Here is a 20,582-nt window from a genome sequence, read left to right on the forward strand (position 1 = left end):
CTTCTGTCAGGTACGGCCGCACAATGAGAAACATGCGCGCGGACCGACTGCTCTCCCTCCTCCTGCTCCTCCAGAACCGGGGCCGGCTGACCGCCCCCGAACTGGCCGCCGAGCTGGAGGTCTCGGTGCGCACCGTCTACCGGGACATCGAGGCGCTGGCCGCCTCCGGCGTCCCGGTCACCGCCGACCGGGGCCCGGCCGGCGGCTACCGGCTGATGGAGGGCTACCGCACCCGGCTCACCGGCCTCACCGACGGCCAGGCCGAGTCGCTCTTCCTGGCCGGAGTCCCCGGCGCCGCCCGGGAGTTGGGCCTGGGCGCCGAACTCGCCGCCGCCCAGCTGAAGCTGCGCGCCGCGCTCCCCGCCGAACTGGCCGCGCGCACCGAACGCATCACCCAGCGCTTCCACCTCGACGCCCGGGGCTGGTTCCGGGAGGCCGAGCCCGTTCCCCAACTGGCCGCCGTCGCCCGGGCCGTCTGGGAGCAGCGCCCCCTCCACGCCCACTACCGGGGCTGGCACGGCGCGGGCGAACGGGAGCTGCGCCCGCTCGGCCTCGTCCTCAAGAGCGGCATCTGGTACCTGCTGGCGCTCCGCCACCGCCCGGAGGTGACGACCGAGGACGAGGGGCGGGTGCGCGGCTACCGGGTGGCCCGCTTCGGCGAGGTGCGCCTGGGCGAGGAACGCTTCGAGCGCCCGGCCGACTTCGACCTCGCCGCGCACTGGGCCGAGTCCACCCGCGCGCTGGAGGCCGCCCGCTACCACCAGACAGCGCGGCTGCGGATATCGCCGCGCGCCGGGCGGCTGTTGACCATGCTCTACGGCGCCCCCGGCGCGCAGGCCCTGGCCGAGGCCGCGCCCCCGGACGAGCACGGCTGGCGCGTCGTCGACCTGGCCGTGGAGTCCACGGCCATCGCCGTCGGCGACCTGCTGCGGCTGGGCGACGAGGCCGAGGTGCTGGGGCCGCCCGCGCTGCGCGCCGCCGTCGCCGAGGCGGTGCGCGGCCTGGCCCGCCGCTACGCCGACGAGCCAGCACCCGAAGGACCCGCGCCCGAGGACCCGGCGCCGGCCGGTCCCGCGCCGGCCGGTCCCGCGCCGGCCGGTCCCGCGCCGGCCGGTCCCGCGTCGCCCGGTCCCGCGTCGCCCGGTCCCGCGCCCGACGAGCCAGCGCCGCCCGGCTCCGCGCCGCCCGCCCCGACATCTGGCCGGAACGCGACGGCATGACGCCAACCCCCACGGCGCGAACCACCCACCGCGCGCCCGGCGTTCCGGCGCTCGCTCCCGTGGACTGCCGCCCGAAGGGGCTCGTGCCCGTCACCGCGCGCCGGTAGATTCCCGGCCATGGATGACGAAGCGCTGCTGCTCGTGATCGCGGTGGCCGCCACCGCGCTGGTCGCCCTCGTGCTGGGAGCGGCGCTGCGCGGCCGGCTGGCCACCCGCGCCCGCCGCCGCCAACAGAACTTCTTCGGGCTCCCCGACAACTCCGAGTGCCTGCTGGTCGTCGGCCGCGACACCACAGCCGACGGCGCCGTCGGCCGCAACGACGTGCTGGCGCTGCTGGAGTTGGCCGCCGTGATCAGGAACTGCGGCGCCACCGCCCAGCTGATATCCGGCGAGACCGCCCAACAGGGCTTCGGGGAGCGCACCGAGTTCTGCCTCGGCGGACCCGTCGCCAACCGCCGCACGGCGGCCCACCTCTCCAGCCTGCTGCCGGGCGTGCTGGTGAACACCGACGCCGAGGGGCCCGACCGCTGGGCCCTGCACATCGGCAGCGAGCGCTACCGACTCGACCCCGGCGTCGCCGAGTACGTCCTGCTCGCCCGGCTGACGGCGGGTGAGGGCGACCGCCCGGTCTTCCTGGCCTGCGGCCAGCGCTCGGTCACCAACCAGGCGGCCACCCGCTATCTGGCCAGGCATCACGCGCGGCTGGCCCGCAAGCACGGCTCGTCCGGCACGTTCTGCCTGCTGCTCAAGGTCGTCAACTCCCAGGCATATGGCGCGGATGTGGTGGAACTGGTCGCCGACGTGACCAAGGCGGCCACCACCCGACCGCCGGGGCTCACCACCAGTAAGGAACTCTGACGCGGTGTGACGTAGCCTGTGCGAACGGGTACGTACGCCTCGTGGCCGTGGAAGGGAGTTCCTGGATGGGCGACAGCCGGCCGATGTACCAGCGCATCGCGGACGATCTGCGTCGACAGATCGACGAGGGAGCCCTGCCGGTGGGGGCGCGCATCCCCTCCCGGGCCGAGCTGAAGCGGACCTACGGGGCCAGCGACCAGACGGTGGACCGCGCGGTGCGCGTCCTCAAGGCGGCGGGGTACGCCACCGGCCAGTTCGGGCGCGGGGTCTTCGTCAGCGACCGCGCCCCCATCGGCGCGCTGCTGCGCTCCACGGACGCCGTGGACTCCCCGCTGGCCGCCGGAGTCACCGCGCTGCTCGGCGAGTTGAGCGAGCAGCCCGAGATCACCTGGGAGGCGGTCTCCACGCCCACGGTCGCCCCGCCCGGCATCGCCGAGCGGCTCGGCGTCCCCCACGGGGAGCCGCTGATGTGTACCCAGTACGAGTACCTGGCCGACCGGCGGCCGCTGCAACTGTCCACCAGCTGGGAGCCGTTGGCCCTCACCGAGGGCACGGACGTGGCCTTTCCCGAGCGCGGTCCCTACGCGCGTCGCGGGGTGCGCGGCCGGTTCGCCGCCATCGGGGTGCGGGTGGTGCGGGCCCGCGAGGTCGTCGGCTCGCGGCCGGCGACGGGCGCCGAGGCGGAGGCGCTCGGCTGCTCGCCCGGCCAGTGCGTGACGGCCGTCGAACGCACCCACTACGACGCGGACGACCGCGCCGTGGAGACCTCCGACACCGTTGTCCCCGGGGACCGTTGGCGCCTGGAGTACACGATCGCCTTCGGCGGCTGAGCCGGCTTGGCCGGGCGCCCACCGTGCCCCTGAACGCGCCCGAACGCGCGCCATCGCCCGAGGCCGCGCCCGCTCCCCGGGCCCGCCCCGCCGCCGTCAGTTCTCGGCCACCTCGGCGTAGACCTGGGACAGTTCGGGGGAACCGGCCTCCGCCCACTCCCGGCCTACCTCGACCACGTCGACCCGCCGGCCGGAGGCCATCTCCACCACCGGGCGCCCGTCAGGACCCGGGCCCCAACGGGCCCCCGGCACGCACCGCACGATCACCGTGCCGAGATACAGCCCCGCGTCGTTGGCCAGCCACGGCAACTCCTCGGGATCGTCCCGCCAGCGCGGCTTGAGCTGGTCGAGCGCCTCCAGGGAGACGGGGGTGTCGGCCAGGACGAGCCCCGCCCGCAGCGCCCGGTCCCGCAGCAGCTCGCACTCGCCGAGCAGCTCCGCCACCCCTTCGGTGTCCGACCAGGCGTCGGTCGCGGTGGTCGGCCGCCTACGCCAGTTGTCCAGGAAAGGGATGTTCATGTCCCAAGGGTCGCACTCCGGACACCAAAGGGCGGCATCGGCGCGCGGTTCACGCCAGCCGACGGCACAACCACCACCCCTCGCCGGCCACTTGACGCCCTCCGCGCGCTCAGCGGGCGTCCAGCGTCAGGTCCACCACCACCGGCGCGTGGTCCGAGGCGCCCTTGCCCTTCCGCTCCTCCCGGTCCACATAGGCGTCCGAGACGGCGGCGGCGAACGGCGCGTTCCCGTAGACCAGGTCGATCCGCATCCCCCGGTTCTTCGGGAAGCACAGCTGGCGGTAGTCCCAGTAGGTGAAGGGCCGCTCGTACTTCAACGGGCGCGGCACCACGTCGGTCAGCCCGGTGCCCCGCAGCTCGGCCAGCGCGGTGCGCTCGGCCTCCGTGACATGGGTGGCGCCCTCGAACTCCCCGATGTCCCACACGTCGTGGTCCGTCGGCGCCACGTTGAAGTCGCCGAGCACCGCGAACGGCACCGGGCCCGCCGCGTCCTTGGCCACCGTCTCCCGCAACGCCGAGAACCAGGCCAGCTTGTAGGCGAAGTGCGGGTGGCCCACCTCGCGCCCGTTGGGCACATAGACCGACCAGACCCGGACCCCGCCGCAGGTGGCCGCGACCGCGCGCGGCTCGGCCGAGCCGTTGAACGCCGGCCCGCCGGTCAGGCCCTGGGCCACGTCGGTCAGGCCGACCCGGGAGAGCACCGCCACCCCGTTCCACCGGCCGTCGGCGTGCACGGCCGCCTCGTACCCGGCGGCGCGGAGCGGTTCCGCAGGGAAGGCGGTGGCGTCGCACTTCAGCTCCTGGAGGCACAGCACATCGGTCTGGCTCCGCTCCAGCCAGGCGAGCAGCCGCTCCAGCCGCACGGTGATCGAGTTGACGTTCCAGGTGGCGATGCGCATGACGGCTCTCTCGGGATCAGTGACGGGGACGACGGGCGAACGGGGCGCGAACGGGCTGGCGCCGGTGGGGACTTGGGCGGCGGCTGCGGAGACGGCCTAGGCGAGGGTGACGGACTCGCCCGGGGCCAGCCGCGCGTACTCCGTCGGCCCGACGCCGGGGCCCTGGGGGCCCATGTTCCGTCCGTAGACGGTGAGGCCGATCTCGGAGAGCAGCCCGTCGTGCACGGCGAACGCCCGGCGCGGCGCCAGCTCGCGGACGTACTCCACCACCTCGGAGAACTTGCTCCAGGGCGCGGCCAGCGGCAGCAGCAGCGTGTCCACCGGGCGGCCGGGCACGGTGAACGCGTCGCCCGGGTGGAAGACGGAGCCGCCCTCGGCGGTGACCAGATAGCCGACGTTGGTCACGCGCGGCAGGTCCGGGTGGATCACGGCGTGCAGCTCGCCGTGCACCTCGACCGGGAAGCCCGCGACCTCCAGCGCGTCCCCGTCCCCGACCACCCGCACCCGGCCGGGGAACGCACCCTCCAGCCGCTCGGCGACGGCGCGCGGCGCGTGCACCAGCAGCCCGGGATCGGCCTCCAGCGCGGTGCGCAGCCGCCCCTCGTCGAAGTGGTCGGGATGCTCGTGCGTGATCAACAGCGCGTCCGCGCCCACCGCCGCGTCCGGCTCGCTGAACGCGCCGGGATCGATCACCAGCGTGCGCCCGCCCTCGGTGAGCCGCACACACGCGTGGCCCTTCTTGGTCAGCTCCATGCGGCCCATTGTGCATCGGAGCACTGACAGCCGCCGGGCTCGGCCCGACGGCTGTCAGAGGAGGACTCGGGGGCGCACCGGTTCTCGGCCCGGCGCACCGGTTCATAGTCCGGCGCGCCGGCGATCGGGACGGCGCGTCAGCGCTCAGGGTTGCGCGCCGGCGCGCGCCTCGCGGCGGTTGTCGCGGAAGGCGTAGACCCGGCGGCACATGGCGAACAGCGGGATCACCGCGCCCAGCACCAGCTGGAGCGAGCAGGCGGTCTGAAGCATCAGCAGGCCGCCGGGGGCGTCGAAGGCCCAGGCCGTCAGCAGCGCCATGCTGAGCACGATCCAGGAGAGCATCGCGACGGCCAGGGTGCCGCGCGGCTTGGGGTACTCGACCCGGCTCACCATCAGCCAGGCCACCCCGCCGATCGCCAGCAGCGTGGGCGTGAACGGCAGTTCCAGCAGCACGATCGAGACGACGGTCAGCGCGCCGAACGGGCTGGGCATCCCCTGGAAGACGCCGTCCGGCATCGTCACACAGGAGAATCTCGCGAGCCGCAGCACCACGGCCAGCAGCACCACCGTCGCGGCCAACGCGGAGAGCGGTTCGTGAACGTCGCCGACCACCATGCCCCAGACCAGCACGAAGTAGGCCGGAGCCAGACCGAAACTGATCAGGTCGGAGAGGTTGTCCAGCTCCGCGCCCATCGGCGAGGAGCGCAGCTTCCGCGCGACCAGCCCGTCGAAGAGGTCGAAGACCGAGGCCAGCAACATCAACAGCACGGCCGTTGCCGCGTTGTTGCGCACCACCCCGGCGTCCCCGCTGTTGGTCAGGTGCGGGATGAGCACGCCGGTGGTGGTGAAGTAGACGGCGAGAAAGCCGCAGGTGGCGTTCAGCAGGGTGAGGGTGTCCGCTATCGACAGCCGCATCGACAACGACATGGCGTCGTCGTCGGCGTCACCGTCCTCCTCGACTCCCACCCATCGTCGGGTGAACTTGCGGTCAATCACGGTCAAGACGAGTCACTCCCGCCGTCGTGCGTTGACCGACCTCGACGGCCGGCTCGATGCCCTCGGGCAGGTAGACGTCGACGCGCGAGCCGAAACGGATCAGCCCGATCCGCTCGCCCTGCTCGACCTTGCAGCCCTGCGGCACATACGGCACGATCCGGCGGGCCACCGCGCCGGCGATCTGCACCATCTCCAGGTCGCCCAGCTCGCTGTCGAAGCGCCACACGACGCGCTCGTTGTTCTCGCTCTCCTTGTCGAACGCGGGGATGTAGCCGCCGGGGATGTGCTGCACGGAGGCCACGGTGCCGGCGACCGGCGCCCGGTTGACGTGGACGTTGAGCGGGCTCATGAAGATCGCCACCCGCGTCCTGCCGTCCGGCCAGTCGGTGATCGACTGCACCACCCCGTCGGCCGGGGAGATCACCCGGCCCTGGCCGATCTCGCGTTCCGGGTCGCGGAAGAACCACAGCATTCCGGCGGCCAGCGCGGTGGTCGGCACGGCCACCGTCGCCCAACGAGCGGAGCCGCGCGCCTTGACCAGACTGACGGCCGCGGTGGCGACCGTGGGGAACAGCCAGGCGGAGGCGCCTCGGGCCAGACGTACCCGGCCGCTGGGCAGAGAGGATGAGCGGTGAGGCATGAGAGACCTTCGTAGCGATGTGTGCCGCGCCCGTCAGAGGCGAGGCGGCTTAGGCCCGATGCTATAGGTCCACGGCGGTAACTCGGCAAGCCAGCGGGCTCATCGGCGGCGCGCGGTGGCTTCGGGACGTCGTTGGACGAACGGATGAAACGGATAATCCGCACGCGCTTTCCGGCGGTCGGCGAGGTCGGGAGGGCGGGCCCGGTTCCAAGATCGTTCCAAGACCCTCGCGGCCCCTGGAGGCCCCTTCTTGCCGGTCAACCGGCCGTTGGTGACGCTCTGCTCCGGCTCCGTCACGCGATCCCGCCCACGGGTGAACCGGGTTCGGGCGATCGCTCCCCGCCGGCCCGGGAAATCCGGGGAACTCCCGGTAATTCCCTCGAACTCCCGAAAAGTCCCGGAGAGATCCCCGAAACTCCGCCATGGTCCCGCCCGCGCGGCTCGACCATCATTCGGCAAAGAATCGGCCGCCGGGCGCGCCGTCGCGCGTTCGGCCCCGATATGGCCGAAACGCGTGGGTCGCCGCGCCGGCCCGGAGGACGCCGAGACGCGCGGGCCGCCGCGCCCGCCCCCGTCGCGCCGTTCCCGTTCCCGCCGCGCCCGCCCCCGTCGCGCCCCGTTCCCCGTCGCGTGGTCAGCCCTCCGGGGGCGTGAAGACCGAGGTGCGCCGCAGCCCGGCGGCCCGGCCCTGCCCCGCCACCACCAGCGCCATCTTCCGGCTGGCCTCGTCGATCATCTCCTCGCCCAGCATCACCGCCCCGCGCGCCCCGCCCGCCACCGAAGTGGCGTGCGCGTAGGCGTCCAGGATCAGCTCCGCGTGGTCGTAGTCCTCCTGGGACGGCGCGTAGATCTCGTTGGCCAGCTCGATCTGGTCGGGGTGGAGCACCCACTTCCCGTCGAAGCCCAGCGCCGCCGAGCGGCCGGCCGCCGCGCGGAAGCCGTCCGCGTCGCGGATCTGGAGGTAGGGCCCGTCGATCGCCTGGAGGTCGTGGGCGCGGGCGGCCAGCAGGATGCGCATCAGGATGTGGTGGTAGGCGTCGGCCGGGTAGCCCGGCGGCTGCTCGCCCACCACCAGGGTCCGCATCCGGATCGAGGCCATGAAGTCGGCCGGGCCGAAGACCAGCGTCTGGAGGCGGGGCGAGGCGGCGGCGATCTCCTCAACGTTGAGCAGGCCCCGCGCGTTCTCCAACTGGGCCTCGATGCCGATCCGCCCGACCGGCAGGCCCATCGTCCGCTCGATCTGGGTGAGCAACAGGTCGAGGGCCACGACCTGTTGGGCGTCCTGCGTCTTGGGCAGCAGCAGGCAGTCCAGCCGGTCGCCGGCGCCCTCGACCACGGTGATCACATCGCGGTAGGTCCAGTGCGTCGTCCAGTCGTTGACCCGGACCGCGCGCACCCGGTCGCCCCAGTCGCCCTCGTTGAGCGCCTTCACCACCAGGGCGCGCGCCCCCTCCTTGGCGGCCGGGGCACAGGCGTCCTCCAGGTCGAGGAACACCATGTCGGCGGGGAGTCCCTGGGCCTTCTCCAGGAAGCGCGGGTTGCTTCCCGGCACCGCGAGGCAGGAGCGGCGCGGCCGGACAACGGGCGGGGCGGCGTCGGTCATCGGGGGTTCCTCCAGCGAACGGGTGGCGGTGCTGCCGCCGTTGACGCGTCGACGATACGACGCGTCCGGCGCGCGGCCGGCTCAGCCCCGCTGGTCGAGCGCCCGCTCGATGGCGCGCATCACCTCGGGCAGCGGGGCGTCCGTGCGCGCCACCGTGACCAGCACCTCGCCGTCGGTGACCGCGCGCGGCGCGCCCGCGCGCTGCCCGGCGCCCGCCGGCAGGTCGCCGAACGCCCGCCGGACGATGGTGAACGCGTGGTCGAGGGCCGCCTCCACGTCCCCCTGCCCGTCGCGGCGCAGCCAGCGGCGCAGCACATGGTTGTGCGCGGTGACCACGGCCGAGGCGGCGACCTCGGCCAGCAGCGGCTCGTCGCCCAGGTGCGAGTGCTCGTCATAGCGGTTCAACAGGTAGCGGGTGAAGAGGCGTTCGTACCGCGAGACGGAGGCGATCTCGCGCTCCCGCAGCGCGGGCACCTCCCGGGTGAGGCGGTAGCGGGCCACCGAGAGGGAGGGCGAGGCGGCGTACATCCGCATCACCTCCTTGATCCCCCGGCAGACGGTGTCGATCGGGTTCTCCTGCGGGGGCGCGTCGAGGAGCACGGCCTCCACCCGCTCCAGGGTGTCGTCGTGGTCCGGGAAGATCGCCTCCTCCTTGGACCGGAAGTGCCGGAAGAACGTCCGCCGCGCGACGCCGGCCGTGGCGGCGATCTCGTCGACCGTGGTCGCCTCGTACCCCTTGGTCGCGAACAACTCCAGCGCCGCCGCCGCGAGGTCACGACGCACCTTCCGCCGTTGCGAGGACTGCGCTGTGCGAGCGGACTTCACCGGACGAGCCATGTAGGGGAACGTACTCCATCCCTCTGACACCGCGCTCAGGGATACCGGCCGGTGAACGGGAGGCCCGCCGCCGGCCCGGCCCGATGATCGGCTCGCGGGGTGATCGGGGCGCCACTACGGTGGAGCAAAGCCCGCCAAAAGGGGCAGAGCCGTGCATGTCGGGAGGTAGCTGTGAAGGCGGTCGTTTACCACGAGCCCTACTCCGTGAAGGTCGAGGACGTCCCCGACGCGCGGATCGAGGACCCCAACGACGTGGTCATCCGGATCACCACCACCGCCATCTGCGGGTCCGACCTGCACATGTACGAGGGGCGGACCGGCGCCGAGCCCGGCATCGTGTTCGGCCACGAGAACATGGGCGTGGTGGAGGAGGTCGGCCCCGGCGTCGCCCGGATCAGGAAGGGCGACCGCGTGGTCCTCCCGTTCAACGTCGGGTGCGGCTTCTGCAAGAACTGCCTCGCCGGCAAGACCGGCTTCTGCCTCACGGTCAACCAGGGCTTCGCCGGCGGCGCCTACGGCTATGTCTCGATGGGACCCTACCGGGGCGGCCAGGCCGAGTACCTGCGGGTCCCGTTCGCCGACTTCAACTGCCTCACCCTGCCGGCCGGCGAGCAGCACGAGGACGACTTCGCGCTGCTGGCCGACATCTTCCCCACCGGCTACCACGCCACCGAGCTGGCCGGCGTCAGCCCCGGTGAGACGGTCTGCGTCTTCGGCGCGGGGCCGGTCGGCCTGATGGCCGCCTACTCGGCCCTGCTGCGCGGCGCCTCCCGGGTGTTCGTCGTGGACCGGCAGCCCGACCGGCTGGCGCTGGCCGAGCGGATCGGCGCCATCCCGATCGACTACTCGAAGGGCGACGCCGCCCAGCAGATCAAGGACCAGACCGGCGGCGAGGGCACCGACAAGGGCATCGACGCGGTGGGTTACCAGGCAACGGTCCAGGAGGGCGAGGAGCAGCCGGCCATCGTCCTCAACACCCTGATCGAGACGGTGCGCGCGACCGGGGCGCTGGGCGTGGTCGGGCTCTATGTCCCGGCCGACCCCGGCGGGCCGAGCGAGAGCGCCAAGCACGGCGAACTCCTGGTCAAGATGGGCCGGTTCTTCGAGAAGGGCCTGCGCATGGGCACCGGCCAGGCCAACGTCAAGCAGTACAACCGCCAGCTGCGCGACATGATCATCGCCGGCCGGGCGACCCCCAGCTTCGTGGTCTCCCACCGGCTGCCGCTGGCCGAGGCGCCGGAGGCGTACGACCACTTCGACAAGCGCGACCCGGGCTGGACCAAGGTGCTGCTCAAGCCCGACCTGGTCCCGGCCTGAGGGCCTGAGGGCCTGAGGGCCTGAGGGCCGGCGCGGGGGCGCGCGAGCGCTCCGGCGCACGAGCCGGCGCGGGCGGCGACGGTCATCCCCTTCCGTGGACCGTCGCCGCCCGCGCCAACCTGTGCCCCGGGTCCTGGGTCAACGCCCGGTGCCGCACAGGGCGTTGTCGATCAGTTCGAGGGTCGCCTCGTCCTGGGCCTCCTGCCCCTCGGTGTCATCGAAGCGCAGCGTGAACACGGCCGCGCTGGCTGCCGCCGATCCGTCCTCGGTCACCGCCCCCTCGGAGATCGTGCCGAACGACGTTCCGCCGTGGAACCACAGCTCCGGCCCGTCCTCCCCGCAGCGCGGCGCCTTCACCAGGCCGAGACCGTACTCGGCGTCCTCGCCGAAGTCCGGCGCGGGAACGGTGCGGCGCATGTCGGCCAGCCGTTCCTCGGACAGCAGCGTGCCGTCCATCAGCGCCCGCAGGAACGTGTTCCGGTCCGCCGGGGTGCTGATCAGCGCGCCGTCGGCGCCGGCGTCCACCGACAGCGTGGTGTCCGTCAGCTCCTCGTGCCCCGGAAACTGGAGGTAGGCGTGCGCCGTCGGCTGCGGCACATAGGGCGAGGTGCCGGGGGAGAGGGTGTGCGCAAGGCCCAGTGGTTCGATGATCCGGTCGTGCACCTCCTGCTCCCAGCGGTGCCCCGTGGCCTCCTCGATGATCATCCCGGCCAGCACGTAGTTGGTGTTGGAGTACGCCCACCGCGTCTCGCCCGCCGGGTCCTCGGCGTCCGGCAGCCAGCCCGGCGGCTCGGTCATCGCCACCGCGACCGCCTCCTCGGGCGACGTCGACACGAAGCGGTTCTCCTGGTAGCGCTCCGGGGTCAGCGCCCCCGGCTCCCCGAAGATGACGTCGGTGTAGTTGGCCAGCCCGCTGGTCTGGCGCAGCAGGTTCTCCACCGTGATCCGCGAGCCGTCGTTGCCCTCGCCGGCCACCACGCCGGGCAGCCAGTCCTCCACCGTGTCGGAGAGCGAGATCCTTCCCTCGTCGACGAGTTGGAGCGCGACCACCGAGACGAATGTCTTGGTGTCGCTGCCGATCCGGTAGTAACTGCCCCACGGCACCGGCTCGTTGGTCCCCAGCTCCGCCACCCCGGCCCGCGCCCGGGCCCGTTCGCCGTCGGCCCCCTCGACCTCGACCACCATCCCGGTGGCCCCGGTCCCCACCACCTCGTTCGCATCCCTTTGCAGCCGCGACTGGTGCGAGGTGTCGGACGCATCGCTCGTCAGACCGAACGCCGTGCCCTGGGGCGCCACCACCATCGCCGTCCCGGTCGCAAGAACCCCGGCCCCCGCCGTCAACGCCCACGCCCTGGTCAACCGACCGCCGAACCGCGCCATAGCCACCGCCGCCTTCCGCCCGTCGCCGGGCGTCGCTCCCGTTTCCCTGTGCGAGACCAACGGTAGGAACGCGGCGGGACGCGGACCATGGAGCGGGCCCGTCTACCGGGGGTGGGGCTAGCCCCCGCCCCGACCGGGGCTCATCCCCCGTTCGGGAGCCGGTAGACCGAGACATGGGAGCGCGACTCGGCGGTGAACTCGGCGCCTTCCCAGTCGGCATGGCGCGACTCCAGCTCGAATCCGGCCAGTTGGGCCATGAGATCCAGCTCGGCCGGCCAGACGTAGCGGTGTGGGCTGAGGAACACCCCGTGCAACTCGGCCTCCCCGTCCCGGACATCGCCGTACCGGACGTGGTGGGAGACGACGTGCTGGCGCAGCACGTCATAGGTGTCCAGGGCGAGGTAGCCGTCCGCCGTGTGCCAGACCACGGCCCGCTGACCCGGCGGCAGCTTCCGCAGCTCCGGCACCCACAGCTCGATGACGAACCGCCCCCCGGGCGGCAGGTGGCGGGCGGCGTTGCGGAAGCAGGCGACCTGCTCGGCCTGGGTGAGCAGGTTGGAGATCGTGTTGAAGACCAGGTAGACGAGTCGGAACGAGCCCGGGGCGCTGGCGGTCGCCATGTCGCCGAACACCACCGGGACCGTCGCCTCGTCCACCTTGGTGCGCAGTCGCTCCACCATCGGCCGCGACAACTCGATGCCGGTGACCGGCACTCCGCGCTCCGCGAGCGGAACGGCCACCCGGCCGGTTCCGATCGCGAACTCCAACGCCGCGCCCCCGTCGGCGAGTCGCGCGAGGCGCTCCACGGTGGGGCCCAGCACCTCGGGCGCGAACATGCCGGTGCCTGGCGTGTCATAGCTCTGGGCGGCCTTGGCGTCCCAGATGTCCTCCTGTCGCATGTGCGCCAGCCTTCCGGAGGCGGCGGACGGTGTCGAACGGGTTTGGCGCGGGGCGGCCTGGCGCGGCAGCGGGGTTCGCGGAACGAAATCCGTTGGCGCCGGCGCCGGGCGGCGCGGCACCCTCCGCCCATGCCGAACGGAGAGCCGCCCGCGATGCCCGAGGTGCCCACACCGTCCGAGGAGTCCGAGGAGTCCGAGGAGTCCGAGGTGCTTCAGGACACCCCCCACCGCCGGGTGGAGCGGGTGGGGAACACGGTCCGCCGCCCCACCCACCCCTGGAGCCCGGCCGTGCACGCCCTGCTCGGGCACCTGGCCGAGGTCGCGTTCCCCTACGCGCCACGCCTGTTGGGCGTCGACGCCGAGGGGCGCGAGATCCTGGAACACCTCGAAGGCGACTCGGGCCAGGACGGCTGGTCCCGGATCGTCGACGAGGACGGCCTGCGCGCCTTCGCCCGGCTGCTGCGCGACTACCACCGGGCGGTGGCCGACTTCCGGCCGTCCGCCGACCTGGCCTGGTGCACCGGGGTCGCCACCTTGAGGCCGGGAGAGATCGTCTGCCACGGGGACTTCGGCCCATGGAACGTCGTCTGGCGCGGCCGCCGCCCCGTCGGCCTGATCGACTGGGACTACGCCCGCCCCGCCGCCCCGCTGCACGACATCGCCTACGCCCTGGAGTACGCCGCGCCCTTCCGCGACGACGCCGAGTGCCTGCGCTGGCTGCGCTACGCCGAGCCGCCGGACCGCCGGCGGCGGATCGCGGTGTTCGCCGAGGGCTACGGCCTGCCCGGGACCGCCGGCCTGGTGGACGCGGTCATCGCCGTTCAGGAGGAGACGGTCGCCCTGGTCGGCCGGCTGGCGGACCAGGGCCGACAGCCCCAGGTCGCCTGGGTCGCCGAGGGCCACCTCGACGAACTGCGCGCCCGCGCGGCCTGGAGCCGCGCGCACCGGCGCCTGCTGGAGTGAACGGGGCGGGCCCCTGGCGGTCAGGAGGCGTCCGGTGGGCGCCCCGCGTCGCGGGGGGAACGGGCCCCGTTCCGGGGCGGGTTGGTCATCTGCCGTCCGGCGGGGCCTCGTTGGGGATCTCGTTGGGGACATAGCCCAGGTGCACCGGGCCCGTGTGGGCATGGTCGGCGAGCAGGGTGGCGAGGGTCGGTGGCCACAACGCCTCGGTGGCGGTGGCCAGTTCGGCCGGTGGCCACCAGCGCCAGGCCAGGATGCCGTCCTCGGCGTGGGCCGCCGTAAGGCCCGGGCCCAGGTCACGGCGCGGGCCGTGGGCGAGGTAGATGTGCTCGTGCTGGCGGACCGGCACCCCGACGCGGGTGTAGTCGTGTTCCCAGGTGCACAGCAGCGGTCCCGGCGTGAGGTCGAACCACCCCGTCTCCTCGCGGAGTTCGCGCAGCGCGCCCTCGCGGGTCGACTCGCCGGGGTCGAGCCCGCCGCCCGGCATCGACCAGTGGACGCCGACCTCCTCGTTGTCGTAGCGGAAGAGGAAGATCGCCCCGGCCGGGTCCAGCACGGCGATCCGCGCCGCGCGGCGCGGCGTGCGGGGGACGGCGGGCGGCGGCCCGGACGGGGGTGGCGTGGGCGGCGTGGGCGGGGGAGTGGACATCACGAACGCGAACACCTCCGGAGGGGCGGCTCAACCGGACGATTCTAGAGCGCGCGCCGGGGCTCCCGCCGGGCCCCCGGGGTGCCGATGCGCCGCCCCGGGCGCCGCCGCGCCGCCTCGTCGCCGAACGCAAATCGCTTGCGTTTCTTGCGGGTTCGCGGCGCGAGGCGTCGGATTCCCGTGAAAGCCGCAGTTCAACGCGCAAGAGGTGCTTGCGTTCCCGGTGCTCCGCCCCGGCGCCCGTCCGCGTCACGCCTGGGATCTCCGGTGCGCGAACGGTGGACAGCCTGGCATGTCCCTGCAACTCTCGAATGGCACTCCGCAAAAACGTGCGCGTGAGGTGAACCTCGCGCGCAGCGTGAACACGCCAGGAACAGCGCGGCGAGGCACCGGAAGGCGGTGCCACAGGGATGACGAGGCCGGAGATGAGGGGCCAGGAGATGAGACCAGGGGCCAGGACGGGCACCAGACCGGGCACGAGACGACGACCAGCACGCCGCCGCGCGGGAGTGGCCGCGCTCACCGCCGCGTTGATCGCCGGCGGGCTCACCGCCGGCACCGCCGCCGGCCAGGAGGCCGGCCACGCGGCTGGGCTGGCCGCCGGCGCGCCGGCGACGGCGAGCAGCGTCGGCGAGGCCGGCCCAGCGGGGCTGGTCACCGACGGGGACCACGACACCTACTGGGAGAGCGCCGCCGGCGACCTCCCCGCCTGGGTCGCCACCGACCTCGGCGAGGTCCACCGGATCGAGTCCGTCGAGCTGAGCCTGCCGGCCGACTGGGACGCCAGGGACCAGACCCTCGCCGTCGAGGGCAGCATGGACGGGCAGAGCTTCACCGCGCTGAGTGCCACCGCTACCCACACCTTCGACCCGTCGGACGACAACCGGGTCACCATCCCGCTCCCGGAGGTCCGCACCCGCTTCGTCCGGGTGGAGATCACCGCCAACAGCGCTGCCGAGACAGCCCAGTTGAGCGAGCTGACGGTCCGTCGGGCCGAGGAGTCCCGGGAGAACCTCGCCGCCTCGGCCACCTTCACCGCCAGCAGCGAGGCGGGCGACCGGCCCGCCGCGTTGGCGGGCGACGGCGCCACGGACAGCTACTGGCAGAGCGAGGCCGGCGAGCTGCCGCAGTGGCTCCAGGCCGACCTGGGCGCCTCGGTCCCGGTGAACCGGGTGGTGCTCGGGCTGCCGGCCGACTTCGAGGCCCGCACCCAGACGTTGACCCTGCTGGCCTCGCAGGACGGCGCGGAGTTCACCGAGCTGACCCCGGCCGAGGACGCGCTCTTCGACGCCGATGCCGCCGAGAACACCGTGACCCTCGCCTTCGACAGCACCACCGCGCGCTATCTGCGGGTCTCGGTCACCGGCAACACCGCCGAAGAGGCGGCCCAGTTGGGCGAGCTGGAGATCTACGGCCCGGCCGGGGGCGACACCCAGGCACCCTCCGCACCAATGGAGTTGACCGCCGCCGCGCCCATCCCGGGCCGGGTGGCGCTGAGTTGGGCGGCGGCCGAGGACGACCACGGGATCGCCGGCTACGAGATCCTGGCCGACGGGGTGTCCCGCACCACCGTCGAGGGCGACGTGACCTCGTTCACCGACACCCAGCCGGCCGACGCCGACGTGGAGTACACGGTGCGCGCGATCGACGCCGCCGGCAACCGCTCGGCGGACAGCGACCCGGCCCGGTACGAGGGCGAACTCGACGCGCAGGCGATCGAGTTGGCCGAGGGCAAGCCGATCAGCGCGTCCTCCTTCGTGCACACCTTTGTCGCGTCCAACGCCAACGACGGCGACCTCGCCACCTACTGGGAGGGCGCGTCCGGCGCCTATCCGAGCCAGCTCACCGTCGAGTTGGGCGCCGAGGCCGAACTCGACTCCCTGGTCGTGGCGTTGAACACGGACAGCGCCTGGGGCGCGCGCACCCAGCGGATCGAGGTGCTGGGCCGGGCGCAGGGCTCGGACGAGTTCACCAGCCTGGTCGGCGCCGCCGACTACGCCTTCGCGCCGGGCAGCGGCAACGCGGTGACCATCCCGGTCAGCGGCCAGGCCGCCGACGTGCGGCTGGCGTTCACCGACAACACGGGCGCCCCCAACGGGCAGGTCGCCGAACTCCAGGTCTATGGCGAGCCGGCACCCAACCCCGACCTGGAGGTCGTCGCGCTGACCGCGCAGCCGCCGGCGCCGCTGGAGTCGGAGCCGTTGACCCTCACCGCCACCGTCCGCAACGGCGGCAGCGAGGCGTCCCCGGCGACCGAGGTGGCGTTCGCCGTGGACGGCGACGAGGCGGCCACCGCCGAGGTCGGTGCCCTGGAGCCTGGCGAGACCGCCGAGGTCGCCGGCGACGTCGGCGTCCATCCGGCCGGCAGCTACCCGGTGAGCGCGGTGGTCGACCCGGAGAACACCGTGGTCGAGCAGGACGAGGACAACAACGCGTACGAGGCGCCCGAGCCCGTCGTGGTCGAGCCGGTGCCCAGCGCCGATCTGGTGGTGGAGCGCGTGAGTTGGGAGCCGGCCACCCCGCAGGCCGGCGACGAGGTCACGTTCTCCGCCCGGCTGGCCAACCGGGGCAGCCTCGACACCGCCGCCGACGCGCACGAGATCACCCTGAACCTGTCCGGTCCCGGCGGTCAGGTCGCCACGCTGAGCGGCACGTTCAACGGGGTGATCGCGGCCGGAGACGTCACCTCGCCCGTGCAGCTGGGGAGTTGGGAGGCGGCGGACGGCTCGTTCACCCTGGCCACCACGGTCGGCGCCGACGAGGCCGAGATCCCCGCCAAGCGGCAGAACAACACCGACACCCGCGCGTTCTCCGTCGGCCGGGGCGCGCAGATGCCGTACGCGCTGTACGAGGCGGAGGACGCCGAGGTCGGCGGCGGCGCCCAGGTGGTCGGCCCCAACCGGGACGTCGGCGACCTCGCGGGCGAGGCGTCGGGCCGGCGGGCGGTCACCCTGGAGTCCACGGGCGAGTACGTGGAGTTCACCACCGCGCAGTCGACCAACACCCTGGTCACCCGGTTCTCCATCCCGGACAGCGCCGGCGGCGGCGGGATCGACTCCACGCTCAACGTCTATGTGGACGGCGAGCAGGCCGGCGTTCTGGAACTGACCTCACGCTATGCCTGGTTGTACGGCAACGAGGCCCAGCCGGGGAACTCGCCGGGCATGGGCGGACCGCGCCACATCTACGACGAGGCGCATCTGCTGCTGGACCGGACCGTTCCGGCGGGCTCCACCATCAGGCTCCAGAAGGACGCGGCGAACGACACCGAGTACGCCATCGACTTCATCAGCCTGGAGCAGGTGGCGCCGCGGGCCAACCCCGACCAGGCCGCCTACACCGAGCCCGAGGGCTTCAGCCACCAGGACGTCCAGGACGCCCTGGACCGGGTGCGGATGGACACCACCGGCACCCTGGTCGGCGTCTACCTGCCGCCGGGCGACTACGAGACGAGCAACAAGTTCCAGGTCTACGGCGGCGCCGTCGAGGTGCTGGGCGCGGGCGTCTGGTACACCCGCTTCCACGCGCCGCAGGGGCAGACCGAGACCGACATCGGCTTCCGCGCGGACAGCACCGCCAGCGGCTCGACGTTCGCCCACTTCACCTACCTGGGCAACTACACCACGCGGATCGACGGGCCCGGCAAGGTCTTCGACTTCTCGAACGTCACCGACATGGTGATCGACGACATCTGGACCGAGCACATGGTCTGCCTCTACTGGGGCGCCAACACCGACCGGGTCACCATCAGCAACTCCCGGATGCGAAACCTGTTCGCGGACGGCCTCAACATGACCAACGGCTCCACGGACAACCACGTGGTCAACAACGAAACAAGGGCGACGGGAGACGACAGTTTCGCTCTCTTCTCGGCCATTGACGCGGGGGGCGCCGACGAGACGGGTAACCTCTACGAGAACCTCACCTCGCTCCTCACCTGGCGAGCCGCCGGCCTCGCCGTCTACGGCGGCTACGACAACACCTTCCGCAACATCCGCATAGCCGACACCCTCGTCTACTCGGGCATCACCATCAGCTCGCTGGACTTCGGGTACCCGATGAACGGCTTCGGTGAGATCCCGACCAACTTCGAGAACATCACCATCGAACGGGCCGGCGGTCACTTCTGGGGCGACCAGGTCTTCCCCGGGATCTGGCTCTTCTCCGCCTCGGAGGTCTTCCAGGGCATCCGGGTCACCGACGTGGACATCATCGACCCGACCTATGTCGGGATCATGTTCCAGACCAACTACGTCGGCGGCCAGCCCGAACACCCGGTGACGGACACGGTGTTGACCAACGTCACCATCTCGGGCGCCCAACGCAGCGGCGACGCCTACGACCACAAGTCGGGCATCGGCGTGTGGGCCAACGAGATGCCCGAGGCCGGTCAGGGTCCAGCCGTGGGCGAGGCCACCTTCCACAACCTGGTACTCAACGACAACGCGGAGGACTTCAGGAACACGACGTCCACCTTCACCTTCCACCTCGACCCCTAGCGGGCGCCCGGGGACTCCCGCCGCCCCGGCCCGGGCCACGACGGCCCGGGCCGGGGCGGGCGGACCGCCGTGGCTCAGCCGCTCAGCCGCTCAGGCGGCGATGACGGCCACACCCACCCGGCCGCCGTCCACGTCGACCACCGTGCCGTGGACAAACGCCGACTCCTCGCCGGCGAGCCAGACGGCCGCGTGCGCGACGGCGTCCGGGCTGCCGGTGGTGCCGGCCGGGGTGCCCCGCACCATGGCGTCGGCCGGGTGCGGGGTGCCCTCGGGCAGCTCGGGGGAGCGGATCACGCCCGGCGCGATGGCGTTCACCCGCACCCCGGCGGGCCCGAACTCGGCCGCCCAGGCCCGGGTCAGGGTCTCCACGGCGCCCTTGGACGAGGCGTAGAGCGCGCCGACCGGCACGGCCAGCCGCGCCACCCACGACCCCAGGTTGATCACGCTGCCGCCGCCGTTCGCCGCCATCCGTGGCGCCACGGCGGCGGTCAGGAAGAACGGCGCCTTCACGTTCACGGCGTAGACCCGGTCGAAGGTCTTCTCGTCGGTGGCTGCGGTGGTGTCGCCGGGGAAGATCCCGGCGTTGTTGACCAGGACGTCGATCCGCCCGCCGAGGGCGGCGAGGGCCCGGTCGGCCAGGTCGCGGGAGGCGTCGGCGCTGCCGTCGAGATCCGCCGGCAGGAACTCGGCCCAGCCGCCAGCCGCGCGGATGCCCTCGACCACCCGCGCGCCCCGCTCGGCGCTGCGCCCGGAGACGATCACCCGCGCGCCCTCCGCGGCGAACGCCTCGGCGATCGCCTGCCCGATGTTGCTCGTCGCTCCGGTGACCAGAGCGGTCCTGTTCTCAAGGCGTGCACCCATGGCGCTGCTCCCGTTGTGCTCGGCTGTGCTCGGCGTCCTCAGGACGGCGCGGCCCGACGGCCGCCCGCCCACTGTGCGTCGCAAAAAATGGACCAGCAAGTCCAGAAGTGCCCGGGGCGATCCTCGGCCCGGGCGCCTAGGGTGGACTCGTCGGTCCAACCAGGAGGGTGCGCATGACGGAGAACCTGACCGCCAAGGGCCGGGCCACCCGCGCCCGGATCGTGGCGGGGGCGGCCGAGGTGCTGCGCGAGCGGGGCGTCGCCCTGGCCACGCTCGACGACATCCGCGCCGCCACCGGGACCAGCAAGAGTCAGCTGTTCCACTACTTCCCCGACGGCAAGGACCAACTGCTGCTCGCCGTCGCCCGGTTCGAGGCCGAGCGCGTGCTGGAGGACCAGCAGCCGCACCTGGGCCGCCTGGACTCCTGGGACGCGTGGTACCGCTGGCGCGATGTGGTGCTGGAGCGGTACGAACGGCAGGGCGACACCTGCCCGTTGGGGGGACTGTTCCACCAGGTCGGGCGGTCCCATCCGGGCGCGCGGGCGATCGTCGCCGAGCTGACCCGCCGCTGGCAGGGACAGCTGGCGGAGGGGATGCGCGCGCTCCGGGCGCGCGGCCTGGTCCCGGAGGACTTCGACGTGGAACGGGCGTCCGCCGCGCTGTTGGCCGGGCTTCAGGGCGGGGTGGCGATCATGATGGCCACCGGCGACTCGGCCCACCTCAGGGCGGCCCTCGACGGGGGCATCGCCTCCCTGCGCGCCTCCGGCACCGCCGCGCGCCCCGCCTGACCCGCCGACCCCTGCCTGCCCTCAACCGTCAACAGCTGTCAACTTCGGGTTGACAGTCGGGGAGTGTCAACCTAG

18 protein-coding genes are annotated in these 20,582 nt (G+C 73.0%); 7 read left to right on the top strand and 11 right to left on the bottom strand.

Annotation, left to right across the window (positions count from 1 at the left end):
* Positions 1–32 precede the first annotated feature (32 nt).
* The 3 genes from FH609_RS10430 to FH609_RS10440 all read left to right on the top strand — a co-directional run bounded on the left by FH609_RS10430 (position 33) and on the right by FH609_RS10440 (position 2,908).
* Positions 33–1,220 carry a helix-turn-helix transcriptional regulator gene (locus FH609_RS10430; RefSeq protein ID WP_193317822.1) on the top strand — a complete coding sequence of 396 codons (1,188 nt, stop codon included), beginning with the start codon at positions 33–35 and terminating at the stop codon, positions 1,218–1,220.
* Between the two features lie 117 nt (positions 1,221–1,337).
* On the top strand, positions 1,338–2,078 hold the full coding sequence (locus FH609_RS10435) for a hypothetical protein (protein WP_139666760.1): 741 nt from the start codon (positions 1,338–1,340) through the stop codon (positions 2,076–2,078).
* Between the two features lie 65 nt (positions 2,079–2,143).
* Positions 2,144–2,908 carry a GntR family transcriptional regulator gene (locus FH609_RS10440; RefSeq protein ID WP_139666759.1) on the top strand — a complete coding sequence of 255 codons (765 nt, stop codon included), beginning with the start codon at positions 2,144–2,146 and terminating at the stop codon, positions 2,906–2,908.
* Positions 2,909–3,004: 96 nt separating this feature from the next.
* Here FH609_RS10440 and FH609_RS10445 read toward each other — a convergent pair whose 3' ends face one another.
* The 7 genes from FH609_RS10445 to FH609_RS10475 all read right to left on the bottom strand — a co-directional run bounded on the left by FH609_RS10445 (position 3,005) and on the right by FH609_RS10475 (position 9,154).
* Positions 3,005–3,427: a DUF6278 family protein gene (locus FH609_RS10445; RefSeq protein ID WP_139666758.1), complete on the bottom strand. Its 423-nt coding sequence runs from the start codon at positions 3,425–3,427 to the stop codon at positions 3,005–3,007.
* 109 nt (positions 3,428–3,536) lie between these two features.
* A complete protein-coding gene (locus FH609_RS10450) occupies positions 3,537–4,325 on the bottom strand; it encodes an exodeoxyribonuclease III (protein WP_139666757.1) in 789 nt (262 codons plus the stop codon).
* A 96-nt stretch (positions 4,326–4,421) separates the two neighbouring features.
* On the bottom strand, positions 4,422–5,078 hold the full coding sequence (locus FH609_RS10455) for an MBL fold metallo-hydrolase (RefSeq protein WP_139666756.1): 657 nt from the start codon (positions 5,076–5,078) through the stop codon (positions 4,422–4,424).
* A 144-nt stretch (positions 5,079–5,222) separates the two neighbouring features.
* Positions 5,223–6,005, bottom strand: a complete 783-nt coding sequence (gene pssA / locus FH609_RS10460) for a CDP-diacylglycerol--serine O-phosphatidyltransferase (RefSeq protein WP_226961562.1) — start codon at positions 6,003–6,005, stop codon at positions 5,223–5,225.
* Positions 6,006–6,066: 61 nt separating this feature from the next.
* On the bottom strand, positions 6,067–6,714 hold the full coding sequence (locus tag FH609_RS10465; RefSeq protein ID WP_139666755.1) for a phosphatidylserine decarboxylase: 648 nt from the start codon (positions 6,712–6,714) through the stop codon (positions 6,067–6,069).
* A 634-nt stretch (positions 6,715–7,348) separates the two neighbouring features.
* Positions 7,349–8,317 (bottom strand): HpcH/HpaI aldolase/citrate lyase family protein, encoded by a 969-nt coding sequence (locus tag FH609_RS10470; protein WP_139666754.1) that lies wholly within the window; start codon positions 8,315–8,317, stop codon positions 7,349–7,351.
* An 81-nt stretch (positions 8,318–8,398) separates the two neighbouring features.
* Positions 8,399–9,154: a TetR family transcriptional regulator gene (locus tag FH609_RS10475; RefSeq protein ID WP_139666753.1), complete on the bottom strand. Its 756-nt coding sequence runs from the start codon at positions 9,152–9,154 to the stop codon at positions 8,399–8,401.
* Between the two features lie 171 nt (positions 9,155–9,325).
* Between FH609_RS10475 and FH609_RS10480 the strand changes: the two genes are divergently transcribed.
* Entirely contained in the window at positions 9,326–10,471 is a 1,146-nt protein-coding gene (locus FH609_RS10480; RefSeq protein WP_139666752.1) for a glutathione-independent formaldehyde dehydrogenase, read from the top strand.
* Between the two features lie 138 nt (positions 10,472–10,609).
* Here FH609_RS10480 and FH609_RS10485 read toward each other — a convergent pair whose 3' ends face one another.
* Positions 10,610–11,851, bottom strand: a complete 1,242-nt coding sequence (locus tag FH609_RS10485; RefSeq protein WP_139667008.1) for a serine hydrolase domain-containing protein — start codon at positions 11,849–11,851, stop codon at positions 10,610–10,612.
* Positions 11,852–11,991: 140 nt separating this feature from the next.
* On the bottom strand, positions 11,992–12,750 hold the full coding sequence (locus tag FH609_RS10490) for a class I SAM-dependent methyltransferase (RefSeq protein WP_139666751.1): 759 nt from the start codon (positions 12,748–12,750) through the stop codon (positions 11,992–11,994).
* A 129-nt stretch (positions 12,751–12,879) separates the two neighbouring features.
* Between FH609_RS10490 and FH609_RS10495 the strand changes: the two genes are divergently transcribed.
* The gene (locus FH609_RS10495) at positions 12,880–13,713 is read left to right on the top strand and encodes an aminoglycoside phosphotransferase family protein (RefSeq protein ID WP_226961547.1); all 834 of its coding nucleotides are present in this window, start codon (positions 12,880–12,882) and stop codon (positions 13,711–13,713) included.
* An 85-nt stretch (positions 13,714–13,798) separates the two neighbouring features.
* Here the strand turns inward: FH609_RS10495 and FH609_RS10500 are convergent, their stop codons facing one another.
* Entirely contained in the window at positions 13,799–14,359 is a 561-nt protein-coding gene (locus FH609_RS10500; protein WP_139666750.1) for an NUDIX hydrolase, read from the bottom strand.
* 440 nt (positions 14,360–14,799) lie between these two features.
* Here FH609_RS10500 and FH609_RS10505 point away from each other — a divergent pair, with 440 nt between their 5' ends.
* On the top strand, positions 14,800–18,858 hold the full coding sequence (locus tag FH609_RS10505; RefSeq protein WP_139666749.1) for a discoidin domain-containing protein: 4,059 nt from the start codon (positions 14,800–14,802) through the stop codon (positions 18,856–18,858).
* Between the two features lie 90 nt (positions 18,859–18,948).
* Here the strand turns inward: FH609_RS10505 and FH609_RS10510 are convergent, their stop codons facing one another.
* Positions 18,949–19,719, bottom strand: coding sequence for an SDR family NAD(P)-dependent oxidoreductase (locus FH609_RS10510; RefSeq protein WP_139666748.1), 771 nt, complete (start codon positions 19,717–19,719; stop codon positions 18,949–18,951).
* A gap of 173 nt (positions 19,720–19,892) precedes the next feature.
* Between FH609_RS10510 and FH609_RS10515 the strand changes: the two genes are divergently transcribed.
* Positions 19,893–20,507 (top strand): TetR/AcrR family transcriptional regulator, encoded by a 615-nt coding sequence (locus FH609_RS10515; RefSeq protein ID WP_139666747.1) that lies wholly within the window; start codon positions 19,893–19,895, stop codon positions 20,505–20,507.
* The last annotated feature ends 75 nt before the right edge of the window (positions 20,508–20,582 follow it).

This window comes from Streptomyces sp. 3MP-14, from assembly GCF_006334905.2.
GTDB classification, from domain to species: Bacteria; Actinomycetota; Actinomycetes; order Streptomycetales; family Streptomycetaceae; genus Streptomyces; species Streptomyces triticirhizae.

Excerpts from the sequence above, each read along its gene's own strand:
- FH609_RS10430 (WP_193317822.1), top strand. The coding sequence starts at position 33 with ATGCGCGCGGACCGACTGCTCTCCCTCCTCCTGCTCCTCCAGAACCGG.
- FH609_RS10435 (WP_139666760.1), top strand. The coding sequence starts at position 1,338 with ATGGATGACGAAGCGCTGCTGCTCGTGATCGCGGTGGCCGCCACCGCG.
- FH609_RS10440 (WP_139666759.1), top strand. The coding sequence starts at position 2,144 with ATGGGCGACAGCCGGCCGATGTACCAGCGCATCGCGGACGATCTGCGT.
- FH609_RS10445 (WP_139666758.1), bottom strand. The coding sequence starts at position 3,427 with ATGAACATCCCTTTCCTGGACAACTGGCGTAGGCGGCCGACCACCGCG.
- FH609_RS10450 (WP_139666757.1), bottom strand. The coding sequence starts at position 4,325 with ATGCGCATCGCCACCTGGAACGTCAACTCGATCACCGTGCGGCTGGAG.
- FH609_RS10455 (WP_139666756.1), bottom strand. The coding sequence starts at position 5,078 with ATGGAGCTGACCAAGAAGGGCCACGCGTGTGTGCGGCTCACCGAGGGC.
- pssA (WP_226961562.1), bottom strand. The coding sequence starts at position 6,005 with ATGTCGTTGTCGATGCGGCTGTCGATAGCGGACACCCTCACCCTGCTG.
- FH609_RS10465 (WP_139666755.1), bottom strand. The coding sequence starts at position 6,714 with ATGCCTCACCGCTCATCCTCTCTGCCCAGCGGCCGGGTACGTCTGGCC.
- FH609_RS10470 (WP_139666754.1), bottom strand. The coding sequence starts at position 8,317 with ATGACCGACGCCGCCCCGCCCGTTGTCCGGCCGCGCCGCTCCTGCCTC.
- FH609_RS10475 (WP_139666753.1), bottom strand. The coding sequence starts at position 9,154 with ATGGCTCGTCCGGTGAAGTCCGCTCGCACAGCGCAGTCCTCGCAACGG.
- FH609_RS10485 (WP_139667008.1), bottom strand. The coding sequence starts at position 11,851 with ATGGCGCGGTTCGGCGGTCGGTTGACCAGGGCGTGGGCGTTGACGGCG.
- FH609_RS10490 (WP_139666751.1), bottom strand. The coding sequence starts at position 12,750 with ATGCGACAGGAGGACATCTGGGACGCCAAGGCCGCCCAGAGCTATGAC.
- FH609_RS10495 (WP_226961547.1), top strand. The coding sequence starts at position 12,880 with ATGCCGAACGGAGAGCCGCCCGCGATGCCCGAGGTGCCCACACCGTCC.
- FH609_RS10500 (WP_139666750.1), bottom strand. The coding sequence starts at position 14,359 with ATGTCCACTCCCCCGCCCACGCCGCCCACGCCACCCCCGTCCGGGCCG.
- FH609_RS10505 (WP_139666749.1), top strand. The coding sequence starts at position 14,800 with ATGAGACCAGGGGCCAGGACGGGCACCAGACCGGGCACGAGACGACGA.
- FH609_RS10510 (WP_139666748.1), bottom strand. The coding sequence starts at position 19,719 with ATGGGTGCACGCCTTGAGAACAGGACCGCTCTGGTCACCGGAGCGACG.
- FH609_RS10515 (WP_139666747.1), top strand. The coding sequence starts at position 19,893 with ATGACGGAGAACCTGACCGCCAAGGGCCGGGCCACCCGCGCCCGGATC.